Annotated in this window: 19 protein-coding genes; 7 read left to right on the forward strand and 12 right to left on the reverse strand. The window is 69.5% G+C overall.

The features are described from left to right. Positions 1-31: 31 nt before the first annotated feature. From RNB18_RS09950 to RNB18_RS09970, 5 genes are all read right to left on the reverse strand, one after another. A complete protein-coding gene (locus tag RNB18_RS09950; RefSeq protein ID WP_311713760.1) occupies positions 32-640 on the reverse strand; it encodes an RNA polymerase sigma factor in 609 nt (202 codons plus the stop codon). 57 nt (positions 641-697) lie between these two features. Continuing rightward, positions 698-1,750: an aminotransferase class V-fold PLP-dependent enzyme gene (locus RNB18_RS09955; RefSeq protein ID WP_311713761.1), complete on the reverse strand. Its 1,053-nt coding sequence runs from the start codon at positions 1,748-1,750 to the stop codon at positions 698-700. Positions 1,751-1,849: 99 nt separating this feature from the next. Beyond that, a complete protein-coding gene (locus RNB18_RS09960) occupies positions 1,850-2,575 on the reverse strand; it encodes a DsbA family oxidoreductase (RefSeq protein ID WP_311713762.1) in 726 nt (241 codons plus the stop codon). A 90-nt stretch (positions 2,576-2,665) separates the two neighbouring features. Further along, positions 2,666-3,274, reverse strand: a complete 609-nt coding sequence (locus tag RNB18_RS09965) for a DUF1349 domain-containing protein (protein WP_311713763.1) — start codon at positions 3,272-3,274, stop codon at positions 2,666-2,668. A 47-nt stretch (positions 3,275-3,321) separates the two neighbouring features. Continuing rightward, positions 3,322-4,851, reverse strand: a complete 1,530-nt coding sequence (locus tag RNB18_RS09970; protein WP_311713764.1) for an aldehyde dehydrogenase (NADP(+)) — start codon at positions 4,849-4,851, stop codon at positions 3,322-3,324. Between the two features lie 121 nt (positions 4,852-4,972). Between RNB18_RS09970 and RNB18_RS09975 the strand changes: the two genes are divergently transcribed. The 3 genes from RNB18_RS09975 to RNB18_RS09985 all read left to right on the forward strand — a co-directional run bounded on the left by RNB18_RS09975 (position 4,973) and on the right by RNB18_RS09985 (position 7,776). Continuing rightward, positions 4,973-5,746 carry an IclR family transcriptional regulator gene (locus RNB18_RS09975; protein WP_020121403.1) on the forward strand — a complete coding sequence of 258 codons (774 nt, stop codon included), beginning with the start codon at positions 4,973-4,975 and terminating at the stop codon, positions 5,744-5,746. Between the two features lie 3 nt (positions 5,747-5,749). Next, a complete protein-coding gene (locus RNB18_RS09980; protein WP_311713765.1) occupies positions 5,750-6,220 on the forward strand; it encodes a GNAT family N-acetyltransferase in 471 nt (156 codons plus the stop codon). A gap of 104 nt (positions 6,221-6,324) precedes the next feature. After that, positions 6,325-7,776 (forward strand): peptidoglycan D,D-transpeptidase FtsI family protein, encoded by a 1,452-nt coding sequence (locus RNB18_RS09985; RefSeq protein ID WP_311713766.1) that lies wholly within the window; start codon positions 6,325-6,327, stop codon positions 7,774-7,776. 13 nt (positions 7,777-7,789) lie between these two features. Here RNB18_RS09985 and RNB18_RS09990 read toward each other — a convergent pair whose 3' ends face one another. Further along, positions 7,790-9,193, reverse strand: a complete 1,404-nt coding sequence (locus RNB18_RS09990; RefSeq protein WP_311713767.1) for an NCS2 family permease — start codon at positions 9,191-9,193, stop codon at positions 7,790-7,792. A 236-nt stretch (positions 9,194-9,429) separates the two neighbouring features. Here RNB18_RS09990 and RNB18_RS09995 point away from each other — a divergent pair, with 236 nt between their 5' ends. The 3 genes from RNB18_RS09995 to RNB18_RS10005 all read left to right on the forward strand — a co-directional run bounded on the left by RNB18_RS09995 (position 9,430) and on the right by RNB18_RS10005 (position 12,630). Further along, the gene (locus RNB18_RS09995; protein ID WP_057618265.1) at positions 9,430-9,996 is read left to right on the forward strand and encodes a SigE family RNA polymerase sigma factor; all 567 of its coding nucleotides are present in this window, start codon (positions 9,430-9,432) and stop codon (positions 9,994-9,996) included. Next, positions 9,993-10,844, forward strand: coding sequence for a hypothetical protein (locus RNB18_RS10000; RefSeq protein ID WP_311713768.1), 852 nt, complete (start codon positions 9,993-9,995; stop codon positions 10,842-10,844). The genes RNB18_RS09995 and RNB18_RS10000 overlap by 4 nt, the downstream gene beginning before the upstream one ends. A 103-nt stretch (positions 10,845-10,947) precedes the next feature. After that, positions 10,948-12,630 carry a rhamnogalacturonan lyase B N-terminal domain-containing protein gene (locus tag RNB18_RS10005; RefSeq protein WP_311713769.1) on the forward strand — a complete coding sequence of 561 codons (1,683 nt, stop codon included), beginning with the start codon at positions 10,948-10,950 and terminating at the stop codon, positions 12,628-12,630. Positions 12,631-12,729: 99 nt separating this feature from the next. On the opposite strand, the gene RNB18_RS10010 is transcribed toward RNB18_RS10005, so the two are convergent. After that, complete coding sequence (locus RNB18_RS10010; RefSeq protein WP_311713770.1) at positions 12,730-13,884, reverse strand: right-handed parallel beta-helix repeat-containing protein; 1,155 nt, start codon at positions 13,882-13,884, stop codon at positions 12,730-12,732. A gap of 208 nt (positions 13,885-14,092) precedes the next feature. On the opposite strand from RNB18_RS10010, the gene RNB18_RS10015 reads away from it, so the two are divergent. Continuing rightward, positions 14,093-16,291, forward strand: a complete 2,199-nt coding sequence (locus RNB18_RS10015) for a family 43 glycosylhydrolase (RefSeq protein ID WP_311713771.1) — start codon at positions 14,093-14,095, stop codon at positions 16,289-16,291. On the opposite strand, the gene RNB18_RS10020 is transcribed toward RNB18_RS10015, so the two are convergent. The 5 genes from RNB18_RS10020 to RNB18_RS10040 all read right to left on the reverse strand — a co-directional run bounded on the left by RNB18_RS10020 (position 16,288) and on the right by RNB18_RS10040 (position 21,621). After that, a complete protein-coding gene (locus RNB18_RS10020) occupies positions 16,288-17,085 on the reverse strand; it encodes an HAD family acid phosphatase (RefSeq protein WP_311713772.1) in 798 nt (265 codons plus the stop codon). The two genes, RNB18_RS10015 and RNB18_RS10020, sit on opposite strands and share 4 nt — an antisense overlap. An 89-nt stretch (positions 17,086-17,174) precedes the next feature. Beyond that, on the reverse strand, positions 17,175-18,287 hold the full coding sequence (locus tag RNB18_RS10025; RefSeq protein WP_311713773.1) for a right-handed parallel beta-helix repeat-containing protein: 1,113 nt from the start codon (positions 18,285-18,287) through the stop codon (positions 17,175-17,177). Positions 18,288-18,328: 41 nt separating this feature from the next. Beyond that, complete coding sequence (locus RNB18_RS10030; RefSeq protein WP_311713774.1) at positions 18,329-19,477, reverse strand: dienelactone hydrolase family protein; 1,149 nt, start codon at positions 19,475-19,477, stop codon at positions 18,329-18,331. Then, positions 19,464-20,492 (reverse strand): pectinesterase family protein, encoded by a 1,029-nt coding sequence (locus tag RNB18_RS10035; RefSeq protein ID WP_311713775.1) that lies wholly within the window; start codon positions 20,490-20,492, stop codon positions 19,464-19,466. The genes RNB18_RS10030 and RNB18_RS10035 overlap by 14 nt, the downstream gene beginning before the upstream one ends. A 1-nt stretch (position 20,493) precedes the next feature. Further along, positions 20,494-21,621, reverse strand: coding sequence for a pectinesterase family protein (locus tag RNB18_RS10040; RefSeq protein WP_311713776.1), 1,128 nt, complete (start codon positions 21,619-21,621; stop codon positions 20,494-20,496). Positions 21,622-21,692 lie beyond the last annotated feature (71 nt).

Consider the following 21,692-nt stretch of genomic DNA (forward strand, 5'->3'; position numbering starts at 1 on the left):
TCGCCCCCTTCCCTGTGTTCCCCTGCCGCCATCATGCGCCCTCTTCCCACGCCGGGTCGGGTGGGTCGGCCAAAGTCTCCGCGAGGGCGCGCAGAGCGGTGCGCAGCCGGGTCTTCGCGGTGCCCTCGGGGATGCCGAGCTCGACGGCGGCCTGCCGGTAGGTGCGGCCCGCGAAGTAGGCGAGGTGCACCACCTCCCGTTGCGGCTGCGGGAGCTCGGCGAGAGCGGTGTGCAGCAGGAGGGACCGCTCCCGGTCGACGACCGCCTCGGCGGGGCCGGGAGCGGCGTCCGGGATGCCGTGCAGGGCCAGGTCGTCGGCGCGGGCGTCCTTGCGGTGCCGGGCCTCGCTGCGCACCCAGTCCACGGCCCGCCGGTGCGCCAGCACCGACAGCCAGGTCCGCAGACTGCCCCGGCGCGCGTCGAAGGCGTACGGCCTGCTCCACAGCTGCGCGAAGACCTCCTGCGCCACGTCCTCGGCCGCGGCCCCGCTGCGGGTCACGCGCACCGCGACCGCCCGCACCAGCCCGCCGTACGCCCCGTACGCCTCGGCCAGCGCGGACTCGTCGCCGTACACCAGCCGCCGGTGCAGCTCCGCGTCTGCGGGTTGCTGTACGGACGTCGTCCCGTCCGTGGACTCCACGGCACCACCACCCCTTGGTGCCCTTCCTAGCGTCCCGGGCGGCGCGGCGCCAGCGGTTCAGGCAGACAGGGCATCCAGGAGCCGGTCGACATCGGCGGCGGTGTTGTAGAGGTGGAAGGAGGCGCGCAGGTTGCCCGCGCGGTCGGAGACCTCGATGCCGGCGGCGCTCAACTCGCGCTGCCGGTGGCCGAGTCCGGGCACGGACACGATCGGCGAGCCGGGGGCCGGGAGCGGTGCGTGGCCGAGGGCGGCGAGTCCCGTACGGAAGCGGTCCGCGAGGGCGAGGTCGTGGGCGCGCACGGCGTCCACGCCGAGCTCCTCCAGGAGTTCGAGGGAGCGGCGGGTGCCCGCGTAGGTGAACAGGGCCGGGCTGACGTCGAACCGCCGGGCGGAGTGGGCCAGTTCGGCGACCGGGCCGTAGCAGCTGTCCCACGGGACCTCCCCCGCGACCCAGCCGGCCAGCACCGGCCTCAGGTCGCCGAAGTCCTCCGGCACGGCGAGGAAGGCCGCGCCGTGCGGGCCGAGCAGCCACTTGAAGGTGGTGGAGACGGTGTAGTCGTACGACCGCGCGTCCACCGGGAGCCAGCCCGTGGCCTGCGAGAAGTCGACGTAGGTGCGGGCTCCGTGGGCCCTGGCCGCTTCCCGCAGGGCGGGCAGGTCGGCGATCCGGCCGTCGGCGGACTGGGCGGCGCTGACCGCGACGAGGGCGGTGCCGGGGCGGACGGAGTCGGCGAGCCGTTCCAGCGGCACGATCCGCACCTTCAGGTCGCCGCGGGTGTGGAAGGGGTTCACGACGGAGGTGAAGTCGTCCTCGGCGGTGAGGACCTCGGCACCCGGCGGCAGCGAGGCGGCGACCAGGCCCGAGTGGGTGGAGACGGACGGTCCCGCCGCGACCCGGGCGACCGGGACGCCGGCGAGCCTGGCGAACGCGGCGCGGGACATCTCCACGTCCTGGAACAGCGGGTCCAGCGGCCTGCCCTCGGCGCGGATCAGCGCGGCCTCCTGGAGGGCGGTCACGGTGCGTGCGGGGAGCAGGCCACTGCTCGCGGTGTTGAGGAAGGTGTTCTTCGGGGCGAACTCGGCGCGGACGAGGCTCTCGAAGGTCTCCATGGCTCCACTGTGGGGCCGGAAGACCTCTCGGTCCATTGCGAATCTCTACGTGGTTTCGCCAAGGAACGCTTATACGTCCGCGCCGACCTGCGTGTTCTGTCAGCCCTGCTGGGGTACGGCGCACCCGTCGGGGCCGCAGGCCTCGGCGGAGGTGTCGCCCTGGTCGATCAGCTTCAGCGGGGAGCGGTTGCCCCAGGCCTGGGTCAGGGCCTGGGTGAAGACCTCGGCGGGCTGGGCTCCGGAGACGCCGTACGTGCGGTCCAGGACGAAGAAGGGGACGCCATTGGCACCGAGCTCGGCGGCCTCACGCTCGTCGGCGCGGACGTCGTCGGCGTAGGCGGTGGGGTCGGCGAGGACCTTGCGGACCTCGTCGGCGTCCAGGCCGGCCTCCACGGCGAGCTCCACGAGGCGCTCGTCGCCCTCGGTGTACAGGGACCTCTCCTCGGCGAAGTTGGCCCGGTAGAAGATCTGGACGAGCTCGTCCTGCCTGCCCTGTTCCTTGGCGAGGTGGAGGAGCCGGTGCAGGTCGAAGGTGTTGCCGTGGTCGCGGTCCCGGGTCCGGTAGGCGAGCCCCTCGGCGGCGGCCTGGGCGCCGAGGTTCTCCTCGCCTGCCTGGGCCTGGGCCTCGCTCATGCCGTACTTCTTGCTGAGCATCGCGAGGACGGGCTGCACGTCGCTCTTGTCCCGCCCGGGATCCAGCTCGAACGACCGGTGGACGACCTCGACGCCGTCGCGGTGCGGGAAGGCCTCCAGCGCCTTCTCGAAGCGGGCCTTGCCCACGTAGCACCAGGGGCAGGCGATGTCGCTCCAGATCTCGACGCGCATGTCTACGGCTCTCTCCAGGTCGGACGGCTGCGGAGACTCCCTCCGCTGGTTGGATGAACGTTCAAGCAGCGGGTTCCATTCCCAGGGGGCTCAGCTGCCGTCCCGCAGGTCGGCCGGCCACTCGGGCCTGAACTCGATGTGGTCGTACGTCACCACACAGCCCTCCCCCATCGGCGACTGGGCCATGAAGCCGATCAGGGCCGCGTCGGTCTCCTTCTCGTCGCCCAGGGTGAAGAGGCGGACGAAGGTCCAGTGCTTGCCGTCGCGGGAGGCGTGGAAGGCGAAGGCGCGGCCGGTGCGGCTGACCCGCAGCCACACCGAACTGCCGTCCACGGTGAAGGAGTTGCAGTCGTCGGAGTGCCCCCGGGTGACGACCGTGCAGACCGTGGGCACATCCGGGGAGTTCTCCAGGCAGAGTTTGGCCCAGGCCCGCTCGCCGACATGGACGTAGAGCACGCCCGCGTCGAACGATCCGTTGAAGCCCACCGTGACGCGGGCTATCAGCTGGAAGTCCCCCTCGGGGGCACCGAGCAGCCGCGGCGCGTCGGCGGCGGGGTCCAGGGACTCCCCGGTGGGCGGCACGAACCGGTCCTGCCGGGGGCCGGCCCACCCGGAGAGAATGCCGTCCTCGTGGGCCCAGTGCCCGTCGGGGCCGTAGGTGCGGAGAGAGAAAGGGAGTTCGGGAAGTTCGACGTCCATCCTCAGAGTTTTCCAGCTCCCTCTCCGCGCGCGGCTCTCGGGTGTTTCTAGCGCTCCAGCTGGTTGTTGAAGCGGCGGGGCAGGCCCAGCGGGTTGTCGTCCCTCAGTTCCGGCGGGAGCAGGGCCTCCGGCGCGTTCTGGTACGCCACCGGGCGCAGCCAGCGCTCGATCGCCGTACCGCCCACCGACGTCGACGTGGACGTCGTCGCCGGGTACGGGCCGCCGTGCTGCTGGGCCGGGGCCACGGCCACGCCCGTCGGCCAGCCGTTCACCAGGACCCGGCCGGCCAGCGGCGTCAGCTCCGCCAGGATCTCGGCACCACGCCCCTCGCCCGCGGCCTCCTGCGCCGACAGGTGCACCGTCGCGGTGAGGTTGCCGGGGAGCCGGGACAGCACGGCCCGCGCCTCGTCGTCGTCCTCGTAGCGGGCCACCACGGTGACCGGGCCGAAGCACTCCTCCAGGAGCAGGTCGTACGCCCCCTCGTGGGTCAGCTTGTCCGCCGCGACCGTGAGGAAGCCCGCGCTCACCGTGTGCTCGCCGCCCGCTCCGGGCGTCACCGGCGACTCGACCTCGGGAAGCTCCACGCGCTCGGCGACCCCGGCGACGAAGTTGTCCCGCATGCGGTGGTCGAGAAGGACACCCGCGTCGGTGTCGCTGACGGCGTCGGTCAGGGACTTCAGCAGGCCGTCGCCCGCCGCGCCGGACGGCACGAGGACCAGGCCCGGCTTCACACAGAACTGGCCGACACCGAGGGTCATGGAGCCCGCGAGCCCGGCGCCGATGGCCTCCGCGCGCTCGGCGGCCGCCTCCTCGGTGATCACAACGGGGTTCAGGGACCCCAGCTCGCCGTGGAACGGGATCGGCACCGGCCGCGCGGCCGCCGCGTCGAACAGGGCACGGCCGCCCTTCACGGAACCGGTGAAGCCCGCGGCCGCGACCAGCGGGTGCTTGATCAGTTCGATGCCGGCCTCGAAGCCGTGGACGAGACCGACCACGCCCGCGGGGATGCCGTGCTCGGCGGCGGCCCGGCGCAGCACGGACGCGACCAGCTCGGACAGGGCCGGGTGGTCGGGGTGGGCCTTGACGACGACGGGATTGCCGGCCGCGAGCGCGCTCGCGGTGTCACCGCCGGCGACCGAGAAGGCGAAGGGGAAGTTCGAGGCCGAGTAGACGGCGACGACGCCGAGGGGGACCTTGTAGCGGCGCAGGTCCGGGATCGGCGGGGTGGCGGTGTCGTCGGGGTGGTTGATCACCACGCCGAGGAACTCGCCCTCGTCGACGATGTCGGCGAAGGCCCGCAGCTGGTAGCTGGTGCGGGCGAGCTCGCCGGTCAGCCGGACCGGGCCGAGCGCGGTCTCGGCGTCGGCGGCTTCGACGAGGTGGTCCTTGGAGTCCTGGAGCCGGTCCGCGGCGGTGCGCAGGAAGGCCGCCCGGACGGTGCGGTCGGCGAGGGACGCGCGCGCGTCGTGCGCGGCGCGGACGGCGGCGTCCACCTCCTGGGCTGTGGCCTCGACCGCAACCTGCTCGCGCTGCTTCCCGGTTCGGGGGTCGACACTCCAGACTGGTGCTGCTGCCACCGCGGGTCCCTCCACGTGTATCTGGGTCAGCCACCAGGACCGTTCGATATGCTGAACGCTGTCCCTGATGGTGAATATGCTGTTGGAGACTATTTCCCGTCGAACGAAGGGGTCAAGGGCGATGTCGGCTGGCGAGACGGGCGGCGGGTCACAGGTCAAGTCCGCGGTACGGACGGTTGAACTGCTCGAATACTTCGCCGGACGTCCCGGCATGCACTCCCTCGCGGCGGTCCAGGAGGCCGTCGGGTACCCCAAGTCAAGTCTCTACATGTTGCTGCGCACGCTTGTCGAGCTGGGCTGGGTGGAGACCGACGCGACGGGCACGCGGTACGGCATCGGGGTGCGGGCGCTGCTCGTCGGCACCTCCTACATCGACGGCGACGAGGTGGTCGCGGCGGCCCGGCCGACGCTGGACCGGCTCTCCGACGACACCACCGAGACCATCCACCTCGCGCGTCTGGACGGCACGAACGTCGTCTACCTCGCCACCCGGCAGTCGCAGCACTACCTGCGGCCCTTCACGAGAGTGGGCCGCCGGCTCCCGGCGCACTCCACCTCCCTCGGCAAGGCGCTGCTGAGCACGTACTCCGACGAGCAGGTCCGCAAGATGCTGCCGGAGACCCTGCCCGCGCTCACCGAGCACACGATCACCGACCGCGAGAAGCTCATCGAGGAGCTGCACCAGATCCGGGAGCAGGGCTTTTCCGTGGACCGCGAGGAGAACACGCTGGGGCTGCGCTGCTTCGGCGTCGCGATCCCGTACCGCACGCCCGCGCGTGACGCGATCAGCTGCTCGGTGCCGGTGGCGCGGCTGACCCCGGCCCACGAGCAGCTGGTGAAGGACGCGTTGTTCGACGCGCGGGACCGGCTGACACTGGCCACCCGTAGGCTCTGAGGCATGCAGATCGTTCTCCGCGAGGTTCATGACAGCGATCTGCCGGTGTTCTTCCGGCAGATGAACGACCCAGAGGCCCTGCACATGGCCGCCTTCACGCCGAAGGACCCGGCCGACCGGGACGCCTTCGACGCCCACTGGAAACGGATCCGGGCCTCCGCGGACGTGCAGCGCACGATCCTGGCCGACGGGGACGTGGTGGGCAGCGCGGCCGTGTACGGCGAACCGGGCGAGCGCGAGGTGACGTACTGGATCGACCGCGCCTACTGGGGGCGCGGCATCGCCACGGCGGCGCTGCGGGAGCTGGTCGTCCAGGTGCCCGAGCGGCCCCTGTACGCCCGCGCGGCCACCGACAACACCGGCTCGCTGCGCGTCCTGGAGAAGTGCGGATTCCGGGTGACCGCCCAGGCGTCGGGGTACGCCCAGGCGCGCGGGGCGGAGATCGACGAGTTCGTGCTCACGCTGGACGCGTGAGACCGCCGTAGAAGAAGCCGTACAACAAGCCTCAAATGAACGTCCGATGAGAAAAGCGGACGCGTGGGAACGATCCGCTTCCGCCTGATCGTCTTGTCAGTGGGATGAACAAGACGATCAGGCGCGCATCGGTCTTCGCGCTGCTCCTGGTGTTCGCTCTGCTGATCCGAGCGACCTGGGTGCAGCTCTACGAGGGCCAGGCACTCGCGGACGACAACGACAACCGGCGGAACGCGATCGAGACGTACTCCTCGCCGCTCGGGAACATCATCGTGGCCGGAAAAGCGGTCACGGGTTCCGAGAAGGTGACGGACAGCGACCTCGCGTACAAGCGGACGTACACGAACGGCAAGCTGTACGCGGCGGTGACGGGCTACGCCTCGCAGGCCTACGCCCCGACCCAGCTCGAGGGCATCTACGCCGACCTCCTCAACGGCACCGACAGCCGGCTGAAGACCGTCATGGACACGGTCACCAATCAGCGGGCCGAGCCCGGTGATGTGATCACCACGATCGACCCCGCCGTGCAGAAGGCGGCCTATGACGCGCTCGGCGACAAGAAGGGCGCCGCCGTCGCGATCGACCCGACGACCGGCAAGATCCTGGCGGTCGTGTCGACGCCGTCGTACGACCCGTCCTCGCTGACGGACGCCAACACCGCGGGCAGTGCCTGGAAGCAGCTCAACGCGGACTCCGACAAGCCGCTCACCAACCGCGCGCTGCGCCAGCCGCTGCCACCGGGCTCGACGTTCAAGCTGGTCGTGGCCTCGGCCGCGCTGGAGGACGGCCTCTACTCCTCGGTGGACGAGAAGACCCAGAGCCCGGACCCGTACACCCTGCCGGGCACCACCACGGAACTCGCGAACGAGAACACCTCCGCGCCCTGCGAGAACGCCACGATCCGCACCGCGCTGCAGTACTCCTGCAACAACGTCTTCGCGAAGATGGCCGTCGACCTCGGCCAGGACAAGGTGAAGGCGATGGCCGAGAAGTTCGGCTTCAACGACGCCGCACAGGACGTCCCGGTGCGGGCCTACGAGAGCGTCTACCCGTCGGGCATGGACAAGTCCTCGACGGCTCTGACCGGTATCGGCCAGTACGACGTCACGGCCACCCCGCTCCAGATGGCCATGGTCTCCGCGGCCATAGCCAACGGCGGCAAGCTGGTGACGCCCCACATGGTGTCGACGATCACCGACAACGGCGGTGACGTCCTGAAGAACTACGACGACGAGGCGAGCACCGAGCAGATCGTCGGCTCCGACACGGCGGAACAACTCCAGTCGGCGATGCAGACGGTGGTGGAGAAGGGCACCGGCACCAACGCCCTGATCGACGGCGTCACGGTGGGCGGCAAGACGGGCACGGCCCAGCACGGCGAGAACAACAGCCAGACGCCGTACGCCTGGTTCACGTCCTACGGAAAGGCCGACGGGAAGGAGGTCGCCGTGGCGGTGGTCGTGGAGCAGTCGAACGCGGCCCGCTCGGAGGTGAGCGGCAACGGACTGGCCGCCCCCGTGGCCAAGGCCATGATGGAGGCGGCCCTCAAGAACTGAGGCGTCCCGGTGGCTACTTGGCGCCGAGGATCTGCTCGATCGGGTCGATCGCGAAGTACACGAGGAACAGCGCCGAGGTCGCCCACAACAGCCAGTGGATCTCCTTGGCCTTCCCCAGCACCGCCTTGATCACGACGTACGCCAGGAAGCCGGCCCCGATTCCGTTCGTGATCGAGTAGGTGAACGGCATCACGGCGATGGTCAGGAACGCCGGGATCGCGATGTCGTACTTGTCCCAGTCGATGTGCTTGACCTGCGTCATCATCAGGAAGCCCACGGCGACCAGGGCGGGAGCGGCGGCCTGGAGCGGGACGATGGTCAGCAGCGGGGTCAGGAACAGCGCCAGGCCGAACAGCCCACCGGTGACCAGGTTCGAGAACCCGGTGCGCGAGCCCTCACCGACGCCCGCCGCCGACTCGATGTACGACGTGGCGGAGGACGCGGAGGCCGCACCACCGGCCACCGCCGCCGCCCCGTCGATCAGCAGCACCCGGCCGAGGTTGGGCACCTTGCCCTCCTCGTCCAGCAGTCCCGCCTCCGCGGTGATCCCGACGACCGTTCCCATCGTGTCGAAGAAGTCGGACAGGATCAGCGTGAAGATCAGCAGGACGATCGTGACGATCCCCACGCCGGGCGCGCTGAAGGAGCCGAACAGGCTGAAGTGACCGATCAGCCCGAAGTCGGGGGTGTCGACGACCTTGTCGGGCCATGCCGGTGTCGTCAGCCCCCAGGCCTTGATGTCGGCGACGGAGTTGATGATCATCGCGAGGACCGTCATGGTCACGATGCTGATCAGGATCGCGCCCTTGACCTTGCGCGCGAGCAGCCCGATCGTCAGCAGCACTCCGAGGCAGAAGACGAGGATCGGCCACCCGGTGAGGGCGCCGGTGCCCCCGAGCTGCACCGGCACGGTGGTGTTCGCGGCGTCGGGGATACGGCTCACGAACCCGGCGTCCACGAAGCCGATGAACGCGATGAACAGCCCGATCCCGACGCTGATCGCCTGCTTGAGCGGTTGCGGAATGGCGTGCATGACGGCTTCCCGCAGTCCGGTGACCACCAGCACACAGATGAGCAGGCCTTCCAGGACGACAAGGCCCATCGCGTCGTCCCAGCTCATCAGCGGGGCGATCTGGAAGGCGACGACCGCGTTCAGTCCGAGCCCGGCGGCGAGCGCGAGCGGCAGGTTGCCGCCCACACCCATGATGATCGTCATCACCGCAGCCACCAGAGCCGTCGCGGTGGTCAACTGCACCGCATCCAACTGGTGTCCGAACTTGTCCTTCGCGCTGCCGAGAATGATGGGATTCAGGACAAGGATGTAGGCCATCGTGAAGAACGTGGCGAAGCCGCCGCGTATCTCACGGGCGAAGGTGGATCCCCTCTCGGAGATCCTGAAGTACTGGTCGACGGACATGCTCGATGCTCCTTGGTGCCTGAATGATCGGTGTGCGGATGCTGGCTGGATTGTTCCTGCGTTGAACGCGCTTCAGGTTTTCTTCGTGTTACGGATTCGGGGGCCGCCCCGTCATACACCGTTCGAAGGACCGTACGAAAGCACGTACTCGATCACTGCTACGCTTCCGGATCTCCGCCCGGCCACCCCCGGACGATCACATGTCATTCACATGACACGCAAAGGAGAGGGAGCCCGTGGGCACAGTCGTCGACGACGCCGCCTCCGTGGAGTTCCACGCCTTCTTCGAACGCCACTATGCCGAACTCTCCCGCCTCGCCCATCTGTTGACCGGCGAGTCGGACGCCGCCGACGATCTGGCGGCGGACGCCCTGCTGGCGCTGTGGCACCGCTGGGACCGGGTGCGCGCGGCCGACCACCCGGCGGCGTACGCGCGCGGAGTGGTCGCCAATCTGGCCCGCACCCGCATCCGCAGCGCGGTCCGTGAGCGCCGGCGCATCGCCCTGTTCTGGTCCCAGCGCGAGGAGAAGGTCGAGAACCCCGACGTGGCGGGCGTGGTCGACGTCCAGGAGGCGCTGCGCAGGCTGCCGTTCCGCAAGCGGGCGTGTGTCGTGCTGCGGCACGCGTTCGATCTCTCGGAGAAGGACACCGCGCTGGCCCTGGGTGTGTCGGTCGGTACGGTTAAGAGCCAGACCTCGAAGGGGATGGCCGAGTTGCAGCGGCTGCTCGGCCCTCAGAACGCTCCGCTGAGGATGCACGCCGCGATGGCGCGCACCGGTGACGCCGGAGGAAGGGACCGATGACCATGCGGCGGGACGTGCACGGCGAACTGCGCGCCCGGCTGCAGGACGCGGCCGAGGCGCACGAGCCGAACCGCGAGCAGATCCTCGCCCGGATCGAGCGCGGCATGTCGGAGCAGACCCGCCCCGACCACCGGGCGACCCGGCCACCGGTCTACGGCTGGGTGCGGGTGGTGAGCGCCACGGCCGCGGTCGCCTGTGTGCTGGGCCTCGGCGGTTACGCGGTGGCGTCCGCGGTCAAGGACGAGACACCCGCGCAGACGTCGGTCGCGGCCACGGGCACGCCCACTCCGTCGCCCGACGCGACCAGCCGGCCGCCCGCCCCGCCGGCGGATCCGACGCCGAGGACCACCCCCGCACAGGAGGCCGAGAAGCCGAGCGGTACGCCCTCGCGCACGCCGAGCGCCTCCACCGAGGTGCAGGCGTCCGGCGTCGAGGACGGCCCGCTGTGGTCGGACGGCTCGGTGGACCCGCACAGCAACGAGTTCTGGGCGCAGAGCAATCTGACCTTCAAGACCTTCGAGCAACTGACCGCGCTCACGGTCGAGTTGAGGATCGAACAGACCGGCGGTGTCACGAATGCCGGCGCCTGGCGCTCACTGCCCGAGGACGACTTCACGCTGACGGTCGCCAAGAAGGACAGCTTCCTCGTCTACACCTGGGTGCTCAAGGACGGCCGTACGGTCCCCAAGGGCGAGTGGGTCTTCGCCGGGCAGTACAACCACGAGCGCGGCGGCCGGGACGCGAAGGGCGACGGCTACACGGCGACGGCGACCGCGAAGTCCGGGGACCTCGCCGTGAAGGGCGACTTCGCGGCCCAGGACGACGGCGGGGACGAAGGGGACTCCTAGGCCTCTTGCCGGAGTCTTACCAAGAACCTCCGCCGGCGCGGCAACCGTTTCCTCATCAGCGGCCACTTAATGGGTGCACGGTCCCCCTGATGACGGAGCACCTTTGAGCACGCACAAGAGACCCCTCACCCGCCGGCGGGTGCTCGGCGCCTCGGCGCTCGGCGTGGCCGCCACCGGTGCCGCCGTCGCGGGAGGCACCGGCCTCCTCTCCGCCGCCTCCGCGGCGACCTTCGGCTACTCGGACGACGGCAGGAACTACGTCGTCGACACCGGAACCTCTCTGGTCTTCAAGGTCTCGAAGACGACCGGCGACCTCACGTCCCTGGTCTACAAGGGCAAGGAGTACCAGGGGTACGGCGGCAAGAACTCGCATGTCGAGTCGGGGCTCGGGGCCTCCACGGTCACCGTCGGGAAGTCCGGACCGGTCGTCCTGATCAAGGTCGTGCACGGCGCGATCACCCAGTGGTACGCGGCCCGCAGCGGCCAGAACAACGTCTACCTCTGGACGGACAAGAAGGACGCCTCCTTCACCGCGACCCGCTACATCGTCCGCCTCAAGCCCGGGATGTTCCCCAACACGGGCCCGGACAGCTGGATCGAGACCTCGGACAAGATCATCGAGGCCGGTGACGTCTGGAGGCGTGCCGACGGCACGACCCACTCCAAGCACTACTCGGGCAAGCGGACCATCGACTACGACCACGTCGGCTTCACCACCGGCTCGGTGGGCCTCTGGCTGGTGCGCTCCAACCACGAGAAGGCTTCCGGCGGTCCCTTCTACCGCTCGCTCCTGCGGCACTCGAACGACAAGGGCGCCGGGCTCTACGAGATCCTGCACTACAACGAGGCCCAGACCGAGGCGGAACGTTTCGGCCTCCAGGGTCCGTACGTCCTCTCCTTCACCGACGGTGGCGCTCCGTCGTCCGCCCTCTCCCACGACAGGCTCGACACCGGCTGGGTCGACGGTCTCGGCATCACCGGCTGGGTCGGCGCGGCAGGCCGGGGCAGGGTGGCCGGGGTGGGCCTGAAGGGCATGGACGCCGCGTACCCGTACACGGTGGGCTTCGCCAACGCGGACGCTCAGTACTGGGCGAAGGCCGCAACCGGAACCGGCGCCTACTCCTGCACGGGGATGCTGCCGGGGACGTACACCATGACCGTCCACAAAGGCGAACTCGCCGTGCACACCACGTCGGTGAAGGTCACGGCGGGCGCTGTGACCTCCCTGCACAGCCTCACGATCTCCGGCGACCCGTCCACCGCCAAGGCCGTCTGGCGGCTAGGCGACTGGGACGGCACGCCCGGCGAGTTCAAGAACGCCAAGCTGATGACGTACGCCCACCCCTCCGACGGCCGCGCGGCCAAGTGGACCGGCAACGTCACGATCGGCGGCGGGGACGAGGCGGCGTCCTTCCCGGCGTACATGTGGAAGGACGTCAACAACGGCGTCCTGGTCTACTTCAAGCTGACCAAGGCCCAGGCGGCCGTCGCGCACACGCTGCGGGTCGGGGTGACCGACGCCTTCGCGGGCGGCCGTCCCCGCGTCAGCGTCAACGACTGGGTTTCGGCCATTCCCACGGCCCCCACGCAGCCCGGCACGCGCTCCCTCACCACGGGTTCGTACCGGGGGAACAACCATTCGTTCATCTTCAACGTCCCTAGTAGTGCGTGGAAGACGGACACCACGCAGTACAACGTCCTGAAGCTCGACATCGTGAGCGGCTCGGGCGGCAGTGCCTATCTCAGCGCGGGCACGTCGTTCGACTGCTTGGACCTGCTGGCCTGAGCCCCCCTCGGCCAGCAGCTGCCGGCTGGAGCCCCCCTCGGGCCGGCACGAGGAACGCCCCGCCTGTGACGACAGGCGGGGCGTTCCGTCGTTCCCCGCTCAGTTCATCGTGGTGCCGACGGCGATGGAGCCGGTGGTCAGGAAGGCCGTCGAGGGCAGCGAACCGCCCGGCTCGCGGGCGCCGTACGCCGTGGTGGCATCCGTCGACCCGAATGCCGGAGTCGGCACCCCGCTGTCCCAGTTGTTCGCCGCGGACACCGTGGACGAACCCCGCTTCGACAGCCCGCCCTTGTTGCTCACCGCCAGATTCCGCGCCAACCGGGCCTTGCCCGTGGCGAAGTAGAACCCGGCCTCGGCATTGGAGTACGCCGTGTTGCGGTTCAGCACGATCGCCCCGGTGTTGGAGTTCTCGGTGAACCCGTTCAGCGTGTTGTCCCAGGCAGCGTTGTTGTTGACGATGTGCGCCACCGTGACGCCCCCGCCGCCCAGCTTGAACCCGTTGCCGTTGCCCTCGAAGGCGCCGTCCCCCCACCGGTTTTTGCCGTTCCCGAAGGCCCAGCTGTGCTCGACGGTGACCGGCGAGGAGAACTGCCACAGGTCGAGCCCGTCGTCGGAGTTGTTGTAAAGGCGCGCCCCGGTGATCCGGTTGCCGGTTCCGGACCCGAACTTCACGGCGATCCCGTCGGCGTTCTGCCCGTGCCCGGCGTGGTCGTAGTTGCCGTAACTGTCCAGGTTCTGCACGAGGTTGTCGCTGGTCCCGTCTCCGCGCAGGGTGAACCCGGAGTCCCCGTTGTTCGCGGTGACGAGGTTCTTGAAGATGCCGCCGACGGAGGAGGTGACCACGAAGCCCTGGGCCGGCGAGTTCTGGAAGGTGAGGTTCTGGACGGTCCAGTAGTCGCCGTAGATCCCGGCCAGCCAGGACCCGGCGGGCAGTCTGGACCCGTCGATCCTGACCTTGTCGCTGCCGTGCGCCCGCAAGGTGATCCGTGCCGAACTCGTGCCGCTGGCCGTGGACTTGAGGGTGGCCGACGGCTTGTACGTACCGGCGCGGACCTGAATGACCGTACCGGCGGTGGCGTTCTTCACAGCCGCTTCCAGCTGAGCCGTGCCGGACACGGTGACCGTCGTCGACGCGGCCTCGGCCCCGCCGCCCGACAGGCCGAGATGGACGCCACCGGCGCACGCGGCGACGGCGACCGCCGCGGCGATGGAGAGCGTGCGGGTCCGGCGGTGGCGTCCGGTGCTGTGACGCACGGAGGCATTCCTTTCCTCGGGAATGGGGACGCCCTGAAGTCGCCGCCGTGGCCGACGAGGTTGCCGCGCCTCGACGAAAACAATCGAAACTTTCGCTGCTTCTCCTCGCGCACTCATCGATTGACGTGCTGTTTCCCACTCGTAACACTCCGAAGGCGCGCACAGCCCCCAACAGAAACCCCCACACCCCCACACTCACAGGAGCGACATGCGCCCTCGTATCCTCCTCGTCGCCTGTCTCTCGCTACTGCTGGCCCTTCTCACCGCACCGCCCGGTTCCGCCCACTCAGGAGCACCACCCGTGAACCACCCCAAGTACGCCGGCTATCTCTTCGCCTACTTCACCGGTGAGGGCACCGCCGACGGCGAGCAGATCCGCTACGCCCTCAGCCGCGGCAACGACCCCCTGCACTGGCGCGAGCTGAACCAGGGCAAGCCGGTCCTGACGTCGACGATCGGCGAGAAGGGCCTGCGCGACCCCTTCGTGATCCGCTCCCCCAAGGGCGACAAGTTCTATCTGATCGCCACCGACCTGCGCATGTACAAGAACAGCAGCGGCAGTTGGGACGACGTCCAGCGGCACGGCAGCAAGTCGATCATGATTTGGGAGTCCACCGACCTGGTCCACTGGACCGACCAGCGCCTGGTGCAGGTCGCCCCGGACAACGCGGGCAACACCTGGGCACCGGAGGCCTACTGGGACGACAGCCTCGGCGAGTACGTCGTCTTCTGGGCGTCGAAGCTGTACGCCGACGACGACCCCGGGCACACGGGATCGACGTACAACAAGATGCTGTACGCGACCACGAAGGACTTCCGCACCTTCAGCGCGCCCAAGGTCTGGGACGACCCCGGCTACTCGGTCATCGACTCGACGGTCGTGAAGTACAAGGACACCTACTACCGCTACACCAAGGACGAGCGGGACCCCACCTCCAGCTCGCCCTGCGCCAAGTTCATCACCGGCGAGAAGTCGACGAGCCTGACCTCGGTCAAGTACGACCTGGTCGCGGACTGCATCGGCAGCGGTGCGATGGACCGGGGCGAGGGCCCGACGGTGTTCAAGTCGAACACCGAGAAGAAGTGGTACCTGTTCATCGACGAGTACGGCGGTCGCGGGTACGTCCCCTTCGAGACCACCGACCTCGACTCGGGCAAGTGGACCCCGTCCACGAACTACCAACTGCCCGCGAGTCCACGGCACGGCACGGTACTCCCGGTGACGCAGAAGGAGTACGACCTGCTGCTGGCCGCGTATCCGTCGACGTCCGCCTCTGTGGTGGACGCGACGGCCAAGGGTCAGAAGGGGTACGCGATCGTCACGGAGGCCGCGTCGAAGGTCGTGCTCCCGGTGCAGACCGACACCGACCTCACGCACCTCGCTCCGAAGATCGCCGTGGGTGAGGGCGCGAGCATCGCCCCCAGGTCCGGTACCCGGCGTGACTTCCGCAGGCCACAGTCGTACACCGTGACAGCCTCCGACGGCAGCAGTCGCAGCTGGACGGTCGAGGCGGTGCGGACCGGCAGCCCCGTCCTCCCCGGCCTCAACGCCGACCCCGACGTGCACTATCTGAACGGCGAGTACTGGATCTACCCGACCACCGACGGCTTCAACGGCTGGAGCGGGACACGATTCAAGGCGTACTCGTCGAAGGACCTGGTCCACTGGAAGGACCACGGGGTCATCCTCGACCTCGGCGCAGACGTGTCGTGGGCCGACAAGTACGCGTGGGCCCCGGCCATCGCGGAGAAGAACGGCAAGTACTACTTCTACTTCTGCGCAGAGCAGCAGATCGGCGTGGCGGTGGCGGACTCCCCCGCCGGTCCCTTCAAGGACGCGCTGGGCAAGCCGCTGGTGGCGAAGGGCGGCTCGCTGCAGGGCCAGATGATCGACCCGGCCGTCTTCACGGACGACGACGGGACGTCGTACCTCTACTGGGGCAACGGGCACGGCTATGTCGTCCCGCTGAACGACGACATGACGTCCTACGACGCCGCCGCGGTGAAGGACATCACCCCGGACAACTTCCGCGAGGGTTCCTTCGTGATCAAGCGGAACGGCACGTACTACTTCATGTGGTCCGAGGACGACACCCGCAGCGAGAACTACCACGTCGCCTATGCGACGGGACCGTCCCCGCTCGGCCCGTGGACCAAGAAGGGGACGATCCTGTCCAAGCGTCCCGAGTACGGCATCCTCGCCACCGGCCACCACTCCGTGGTGAACGTCCCCGGCACCGACGACTGGTACATCGTCTATCACCGGTTCGCCCTGAACGGGCCGGGGAAGCCCGGCGGCGACGGAATGCACCGCGAAACCACCGTCGACCGGCTGGAGTTCGCGGCGGACGGCACGATCAAGCCCGTGGTGCCGACCCTCGAGGGGATCCGGCCGGTGAAGAACTAGCTCACGAAGTACGTCGGGTTCGGGAGCTTGTACGTCTTGTCGGCGTAACCGCCCTCGAGGTCGGAGTACTGGTCGCCGAAGTTGGCGATGATCTCGTACCCGAGGTCCTTCTCGATGTGCGCGCGGGTGCCGGACTTGTACTGCACGGTGGTGCAGGTCCAGGTGCCCGGCGTGGCGCAGGCGCTCAGGTAGGACGGCGGGTTCGCCTTGTCCTTGAGGAACACGTGGTCGGCGTCGAGGTTCACGTCGGCGCCGATCTTCTTCAGGTTCTCGACCGCGGCCGAGCGCTGCGCCTCGCTGAGGCCCGAGTTGTAGAAGACCTCGACGCCCTTCTTCTCGGCGTACTGCACGAGCTCGGGGCTGCCGAAGACGGCCGGGCGGTCGGCCCGGTTCACGTAGTCGGCCCACGTGGTCGCGTTGTACGTGTAGTTGTAGCGCTTCTCGTAGTCGAGGCTGAGCAGCAGCGTGTCGTCGATGTCGAAGACGACGGCGGGCTTCTCACCCTTGTGGTGCGCCTTGCGGGCGGCCTGGTCGATGTACTTCCGGGCCGCCTTGTCGAGGGACGCGAGGTCCTTGGCGTACGGGCTGGTGGGGGACGCCTGGTAGACACCGTTCGCGTCGGCCGCGGTGCCGTAGTAGGTGTCGATGTCCTTGACCAGGAGCCCGATGTTGTAGGGCTCGTGTGTGGAGTTCGCCGTGGACTGACCGGCGGTGGCCGCGCCGGCGCCGTACAGGGCGCCCGCCGCGACGGCACACGCCGCGGTGACGGCTGCGATACGCAGTGACTTATGCATGACAGACGTTCTACGCGCGTCACCATGTCGGGCGCGAGACCCGCCTGGTAAAAAACGGGTCAAGCGCCCCGGGTCGGGGTTTTCAGAGGTCAGTTCATGGTGGCGCCGATGGTGGTGCTGCCCGTCGTCAGGAACGTGGTGGCGGGCAGAGTGCCGCTGGAGCTGCGGGCGTTGTACGTCGTCGAGGCGTCCGTCGACTTGAAGGCGGGGGTGCTGATCCCGCTGTCCCAGTTGTTGCCGGACGAGGTGACCTTGGAGCCCTTGTTGACCGAGCCGCCGCCGTTGCTCACCGCGAGGTTCTTGCCGAGCTTCGCGGAGCTGGTGGCGAAGTAGTAGCCCCACTTGCTGTTGGCGTAGGCAGTGGTGCGGTTGATGACGATGGCGCCGGTGTTGGAGTTCTCGGTGAACCCGTTGCCGGCGTTGCCCCAGGCGGCGGAGTTGTTGATGACGTGCGCGACGACCTCGCCGTCGCCGCCCAGCTTGTAGCCGTTGCCGTCGCCCGCGAAGGCGGAGTCGGACCAGCGGTTGACGCCGTTGCCCATGGACCAGGTGTGCTCGATGGTGACGGGAGAGGAGAAGGACCAGAAGTCCAGACCGTCGTCCGAGTTGTTGTAGAGGCGGGCGCCGGTGATGAGGTTGCCGGAGCCGGAGCCGAACTTCACGGCGATGCCGTCGGCGTTCTCGCCGTGGTTCGCGGCGTCGTAGTGGCCGTAGGAGTCGATGTTCTTGACTGTGTTGTTGACGGTCCCGTCGCCGGTGAGCGTGAAGCCCGAGTCGCCGCCGTTGATGGTCTTGATGTTGTTCCAGACCGTCCCGGTGCAGGACTGGCAGACGACCGCGCTGTCCGGGGAGTTCTGGAAGGTGATGTTGGAGACGTTCCAGTAGTCGGCGGTCAGCTTGAAGATCCAGTCGCCGTCGGGGAGCGACGAGCCGTCGATCTTCACGGTCTCCGAGCCGTAGGCCGTGAGCGTGACCGGCGCGGAGGAGCTGCCGTTGGCCGTGGACTGGAGGGTGGCCGTCGGGTAGTAAGTGCCGCCTCGGACCTGGATGACGGTGCCGGCGGTGGCGTTCTTGATGGCGTTGGACAGGTCGGTCGAGTTGCTGACGACGACTGTCGCGGCCTGGGCCTGGGTGGGGAGAACGGCGAGGCCGGAGCCGAGGGCGAGGGCGGCCGTGGCGATGAGAGCGGTACGACGAGACATGGAGTGCGGGTCCTTTCGCCGTGCTTTTTCGGGGAGGGGGGTTACAGGACGGCGTCGAGCCAGTCGAAGACCTCGTCCTGCATGCGGTCGACGAAGACGTGGCCGAGGTCGGGCCAGGTCTTCAGGTGCAACCGCTCCTCGGCGTGGCGGGAGTGCCAGACGGCGCGCAGCTTGTCGTACGCGACCTGTACGCCGTCGGCGGGGAACAGCGGGTCGAGCCCGCCGTTGAAGAAGAGCATCGGCCTGGGGGCGGCGATGCTCGCCACGTCGGGGAAGTCGAGGAACCGGGGCAGCCCCGGGTGGAGCATGTAGTAACTGGACTGCCCGCGCAGGGTGTTGTTGCCGGGCACCATCATTTCCTTGAGGCCGGTCATCCAGCAGACGGCGGCGGTGGCCGCGACGGCGTCGGTGAGCGCGGCGGTCTGCCAGGCGCGGTAGGCGCCCATGGAGAAGCCCACGGCGGCGACCTCGCGCACCCGTCCCAGCCCCGCCAGGAACCGCGCGGCCCGGGCGTCCTCCCGGGCCATGAGTCCGGCGAGGGAGGAGCCGAGGTTGTAGAAGTTGGAGGCGAGGGCCTGCTGTTGTTCGTAGGTGATCGGCCCGCGGTCGCCCCAGCCGAGCGCGTCCGCGCACAGGACGACATAGCCGCGCCGGGCCAGCTCGTCGCCGACGAACCGGCCGCTGAAGTACTTGTCCGCCCAGGCCTGCGCGGAGGTGAGCCGGGTGTCGTCGTACCAGGGCCGGACCAGTTTCTCCTTGCCGATGTCGAACTTCGCCCCGTGATCGTGGAGAAGCAGCACGGCGGGGAAGGGGCCGGGGCCGTGCGGGGTGAGCAGGGCGGCACGGACGCGTTCGTGACGGGTGAGGGAGAGGGTGACCAACTCCCGCGTGTAGCCGTCGCCTTGTGGGCCCCGGTCGAATTCTGCGTCGTACGGCGTCCCGTCCTCGCGGTCGACGAGGAGGTGCTCCTCGACCGTGGCACGGGCCGCCCGCCGCCAGGCGCGGAAGTCACGGACCGGCGAAGTGCCCCAGGCCAGTGGGAAGTCCAGCTCGGCCTTGAGCGCCGGGTGGAAGTCGGGCAGCGGACCGTCCACGACCCCGGCTTCGGCGGGGCTCACCGCTCCCCCGGCCAGCATGGCCGCTCCGGCGCCCACCACGAACGCCCGTCGGCCCACCTCACCGGCGTTCATAGGGCCTCCAGTCCCCGAGATACGTCCGCCGGGTGTGCACGGCGGCCTCCTCTGCGGTCAGCTGGGGCCGGTTGTCGGGGACGGAAATCACCGCGCCGGGACCGGAGTTGGCGTACTCCCGAAAGCGCATGGTCTGCCAGGGATAGGCCTCGCGCATGTTGGTGTAGGGCGCGACCGGGTCGATCCCGGGCCCGATCAGGCTGTTCCGCACCACGAGGGACGGCCAGGCGGTCGTCTCGTACGACGGCACCCAGGGCCGTGCCAGCTTGTACGCCGCGTCCTCGGCCCCGGAGGTGATGCGGGAGCGGACGGCGAGGATGCCGTAGGGGTTGGCACGGGCGGTGGAGGGGGCGAAGACCATGCCCTTGGGGGTGAAGGCGACGTCCCGCTGGAGGGTGTGGAAGTGGCACTCCTCGAAGACGGCGGTGGCCCGGCCGAAGACGAAGTCGACGTCGCCCTCGATGTAGCAGCGGCGGAAGTACTGCCGGTCGAAGGCGGTGAGCGCGGTCGTCTCGACGAAGAGGGTGTCCTGGTGGGCCAGGAGGCGGACGTTCTCGAAGTGGGTGCGGTCGCCGTAGGTGTAGGCGGCGACCGCCTGGGTGCCGGTGATGTCGGGGTGGTCGGCGCGCAGCCAGTCGTTGGCGAGGGTGAGGTCGCGGACGGTGAGGCCGGGGGCCGCGGAGGTGAAGGTGGCGGAGCCCGCGGTGCCGTAGGTGCCCGAACCGTCGGGCTTCTGGGTGCCGTTGGCGTTGTCGTGGATGATGACGGCGGCGCGGGGGTCGCGGACGGCGCCGCGTACGGTCAGCTCCGTCTTGTCCGCCGGGATGCTGACGACCTCGCGATAGGTGCCCGGGTGCACGACGATCGTCCAGCCGGGGCCGGTGACCGCGTCGACGGCCGCCTGGACGGAATCGCCGGGGCGGACGTGGAAGACGCGGCGTGTCCCCGCGTGGGCCGGGGCGGCCGCCGCCACGACGAGGCCGACACCGGCGCTGATCAGTGCTCGTCGCCGCATGTCAGCACTCCCCCTGCCACGGCTTCCAGTCGCCGAGGTAGGCCTCGCGGGTGGCCGACTGGGCTTGCTCGGGGGTGAGTTGGGGCCGGTTCTCCGGGACGGTGATCCTGGCGCCGGGGCCGGTGTCGCGGTATTCGGCGAAGCGCTGGTTCTGCCAGGGGAAGGCGTCCGACATGTTGGTGTAGGGGGCGGCCGCGTCGATGCCGGGTCCCAGCCAGGTGTCCCGCACCACGAGCGCGGGCCGGGCGGTGGTGTCGGAGCTCGGCACCCACGGGCGGGCCAGCTTGTAGAAGGCGTCGGGCGCTTCGCTACTGACGCGGCTCCTGGTGACGAGGTAGCCGCGCGGGTTGGCACCCGCCGTGGAGGGCGCGAAGACGAAGCCGTACGGTGCCGCCGCCAGGTCGGTCCGGTTCAGGGTCCGGAAGTGGCAGTTCTCGTAGACGGCCGTGGCCCGCCCGAAGACGAAGTCGACGTCGCCTTCGGCATAGCAGTGCGAGAAGTACTGGCGGGCGAAGGAGGTGAGGGCGATCGAGTCGGCGTAGAGGGTGTCCTGGTGGCCGAGGAAGCGGCAGTGGTGGAAGGCGGAGCGGTCGCCCTGAACCTTGATGGCGACGGCCTGGGTGCCGGTGATGCCGGGGTGGTCGGCGCGCAGCCAGTCGTTGGCGAAGGTGATCCAGCGGGCGGTGAAGCCGTCGGCCTGCACGGTCGTGGTGGCCGACCCGGTGGTGCCGTAGGTGCCGCCGCCGGGCTTGGGGGTGCCGGCCGCGTTGTCGTACACGATCACGACGTCCCGGGGGTCCTCGGAGGCGCCGATCCAGGTGGCCTCGGTGCGGGTGACGTCGACGGCGACGGTCTCCCGGTAGATCCCGGGGGCGAGGACGAGGGTCCAGCCGCTGCCGGTGGCGGCGGTGACGGCGTCCTTGACAGTGGTGTGGTCGCCGCGGCCCTTCGGGTCGACGTAGAGCGTCTGCGGCGTGAGCCGGGCGACGGGTGATCCGAAGCGGCCGAACAGGCGCCGGGCGCCCGCGTGCGCGGGGGCCGGCGCGAGGGCGAGCGCGGCCGCCGCTCCGGTGCTCGCGAGCAGGAATCCCCTTCTGGACAGGGGCAGTCGGGTGTCGTGCGCGGGCATGCGGGTGCTCCTTGGACATGCGGCTCAGGGGTGGGGTGCCTCGCGTGGGGGGTGAGGTGGGTGGCCGGGGC

Source organism: Streptomyces doebereineriae, assembly GCF_031845645.1.
GTDB classification, from domain to species: Bacteria; Actinomycetota; Actinomycetes; order Streptomycetales; family Streptomycetaceae; genus Streptomyces; species Streptomyces canus.

What these genes read in the sequence shown, in the direction of transcription:
- RNB18_RS09955 (WP_311713761.1), bottom strand. Translation starts at nt 1,750, where the DNA reads ATGGAGACCTTCGAGAGCCTCGTCCGCGCCGAGTTCGCCCCGAAGAAC.
- RNB18_RS09960 (WP_311713762.1), bottom strand. Translation starts at nt 2,575, where the DNA reads ATGCGCGTCGAGATCTGGAGCGACATCGCCTGCCCCTGGTGCTACGTG.
- RNB18_RS09965 (WP_311713763.1), bottom strand. Translation starts at nt 3,274, where the DNA reads ATGGACGTCGAACTTCCCGAACTCCCTTTCTCTCTCCGCACCTACGGC.
- RNB18_RS09975 (WP_020121403.1), top strand. Translation starts at nt 4,973, where the DNA reads ATGTCGGCTGGCGAGACGGGCGGCGGGTCACAGGTCAAGTCCGCGGTA.
- RNB18_RS09980 (WP_311713765.1), top strand. Translation starts at nt 5,750, where the DNA reads ATGCAGATCGTTCTCCGCGAGGTTCATGACAGCGATCTGCCGGTGTTC.
- RNB18_RS09985 (WP_311713766.1), top strand. Translation starts at nt 6,325, where the DNA reads ATGAACAAGACGATCAGGCGCGCATCGGTCTTCGCGCTGCTCCTGGTG.
- RNB18_RS09990 (WP_311713767.1), bottom strand. Translation starts at nt 9,193, where the DNA reads ATGTCCGTCGACCAGTACTTCAGGATCTCCGAGAGGGGATCCACCTTC.
- RNB18_RS10000 (WP_311713768.1), top strand. Translation starts at nt 9,993, where the DNA reads ATGACCATGCGGCGGGACGTGCACGGCGAACTGCGCGCCCGGCTGCAG.
- RNB18_RS10015 (WP_311713771.1), top strand. Translation starts at nt 14,093, where the DNA reads ATGCGCCCTCGTATCCTCCTCGTCGCCTGTCTCTCGCTACTGCTGGCC.
- RNB18_RS10020 (WP_311713772.1), bottom strand. Translation starts at nt 17,085, where the DNA reads ATGCATAAGTCACTGCGTATCGCAGCCGTCACCGCGGCGTGTGCCGTC.
- RNB18_RS10025 (WP_311713773.1), bottom strand. Translation starts at nt 18,287, where the DNA reads ATGTCTCGTCGTACCGCTCTCATCGCCACGGCCGCCCTCGCCCTCGGC.
- RNB18_RS10030 (WP_311713774.1), bottom strand. Translation starts at nt 19,477, where the DNA reads ATGAACGCCGGTGAGGTGGGCCGACGGGCGTTCGTGGTGGGCGCCGGA.
- RNB18_RS10035 (WP_311713775.1), bottom strand. Translation starts at nt 20,492, where the DNA reads ATGCGGCGACGAGCACTGATCAGCGCCGGTGTCGGCCTCGTCGTGGCG.
- RNB18_RS10040 (WP_311713776.1), bottom strand. Translation starts at nt 21,621, where the DNA reads ATGCCCGCGCACGACACCCGACTGCCCCTGTCCAGAAGGGGATTCCTG.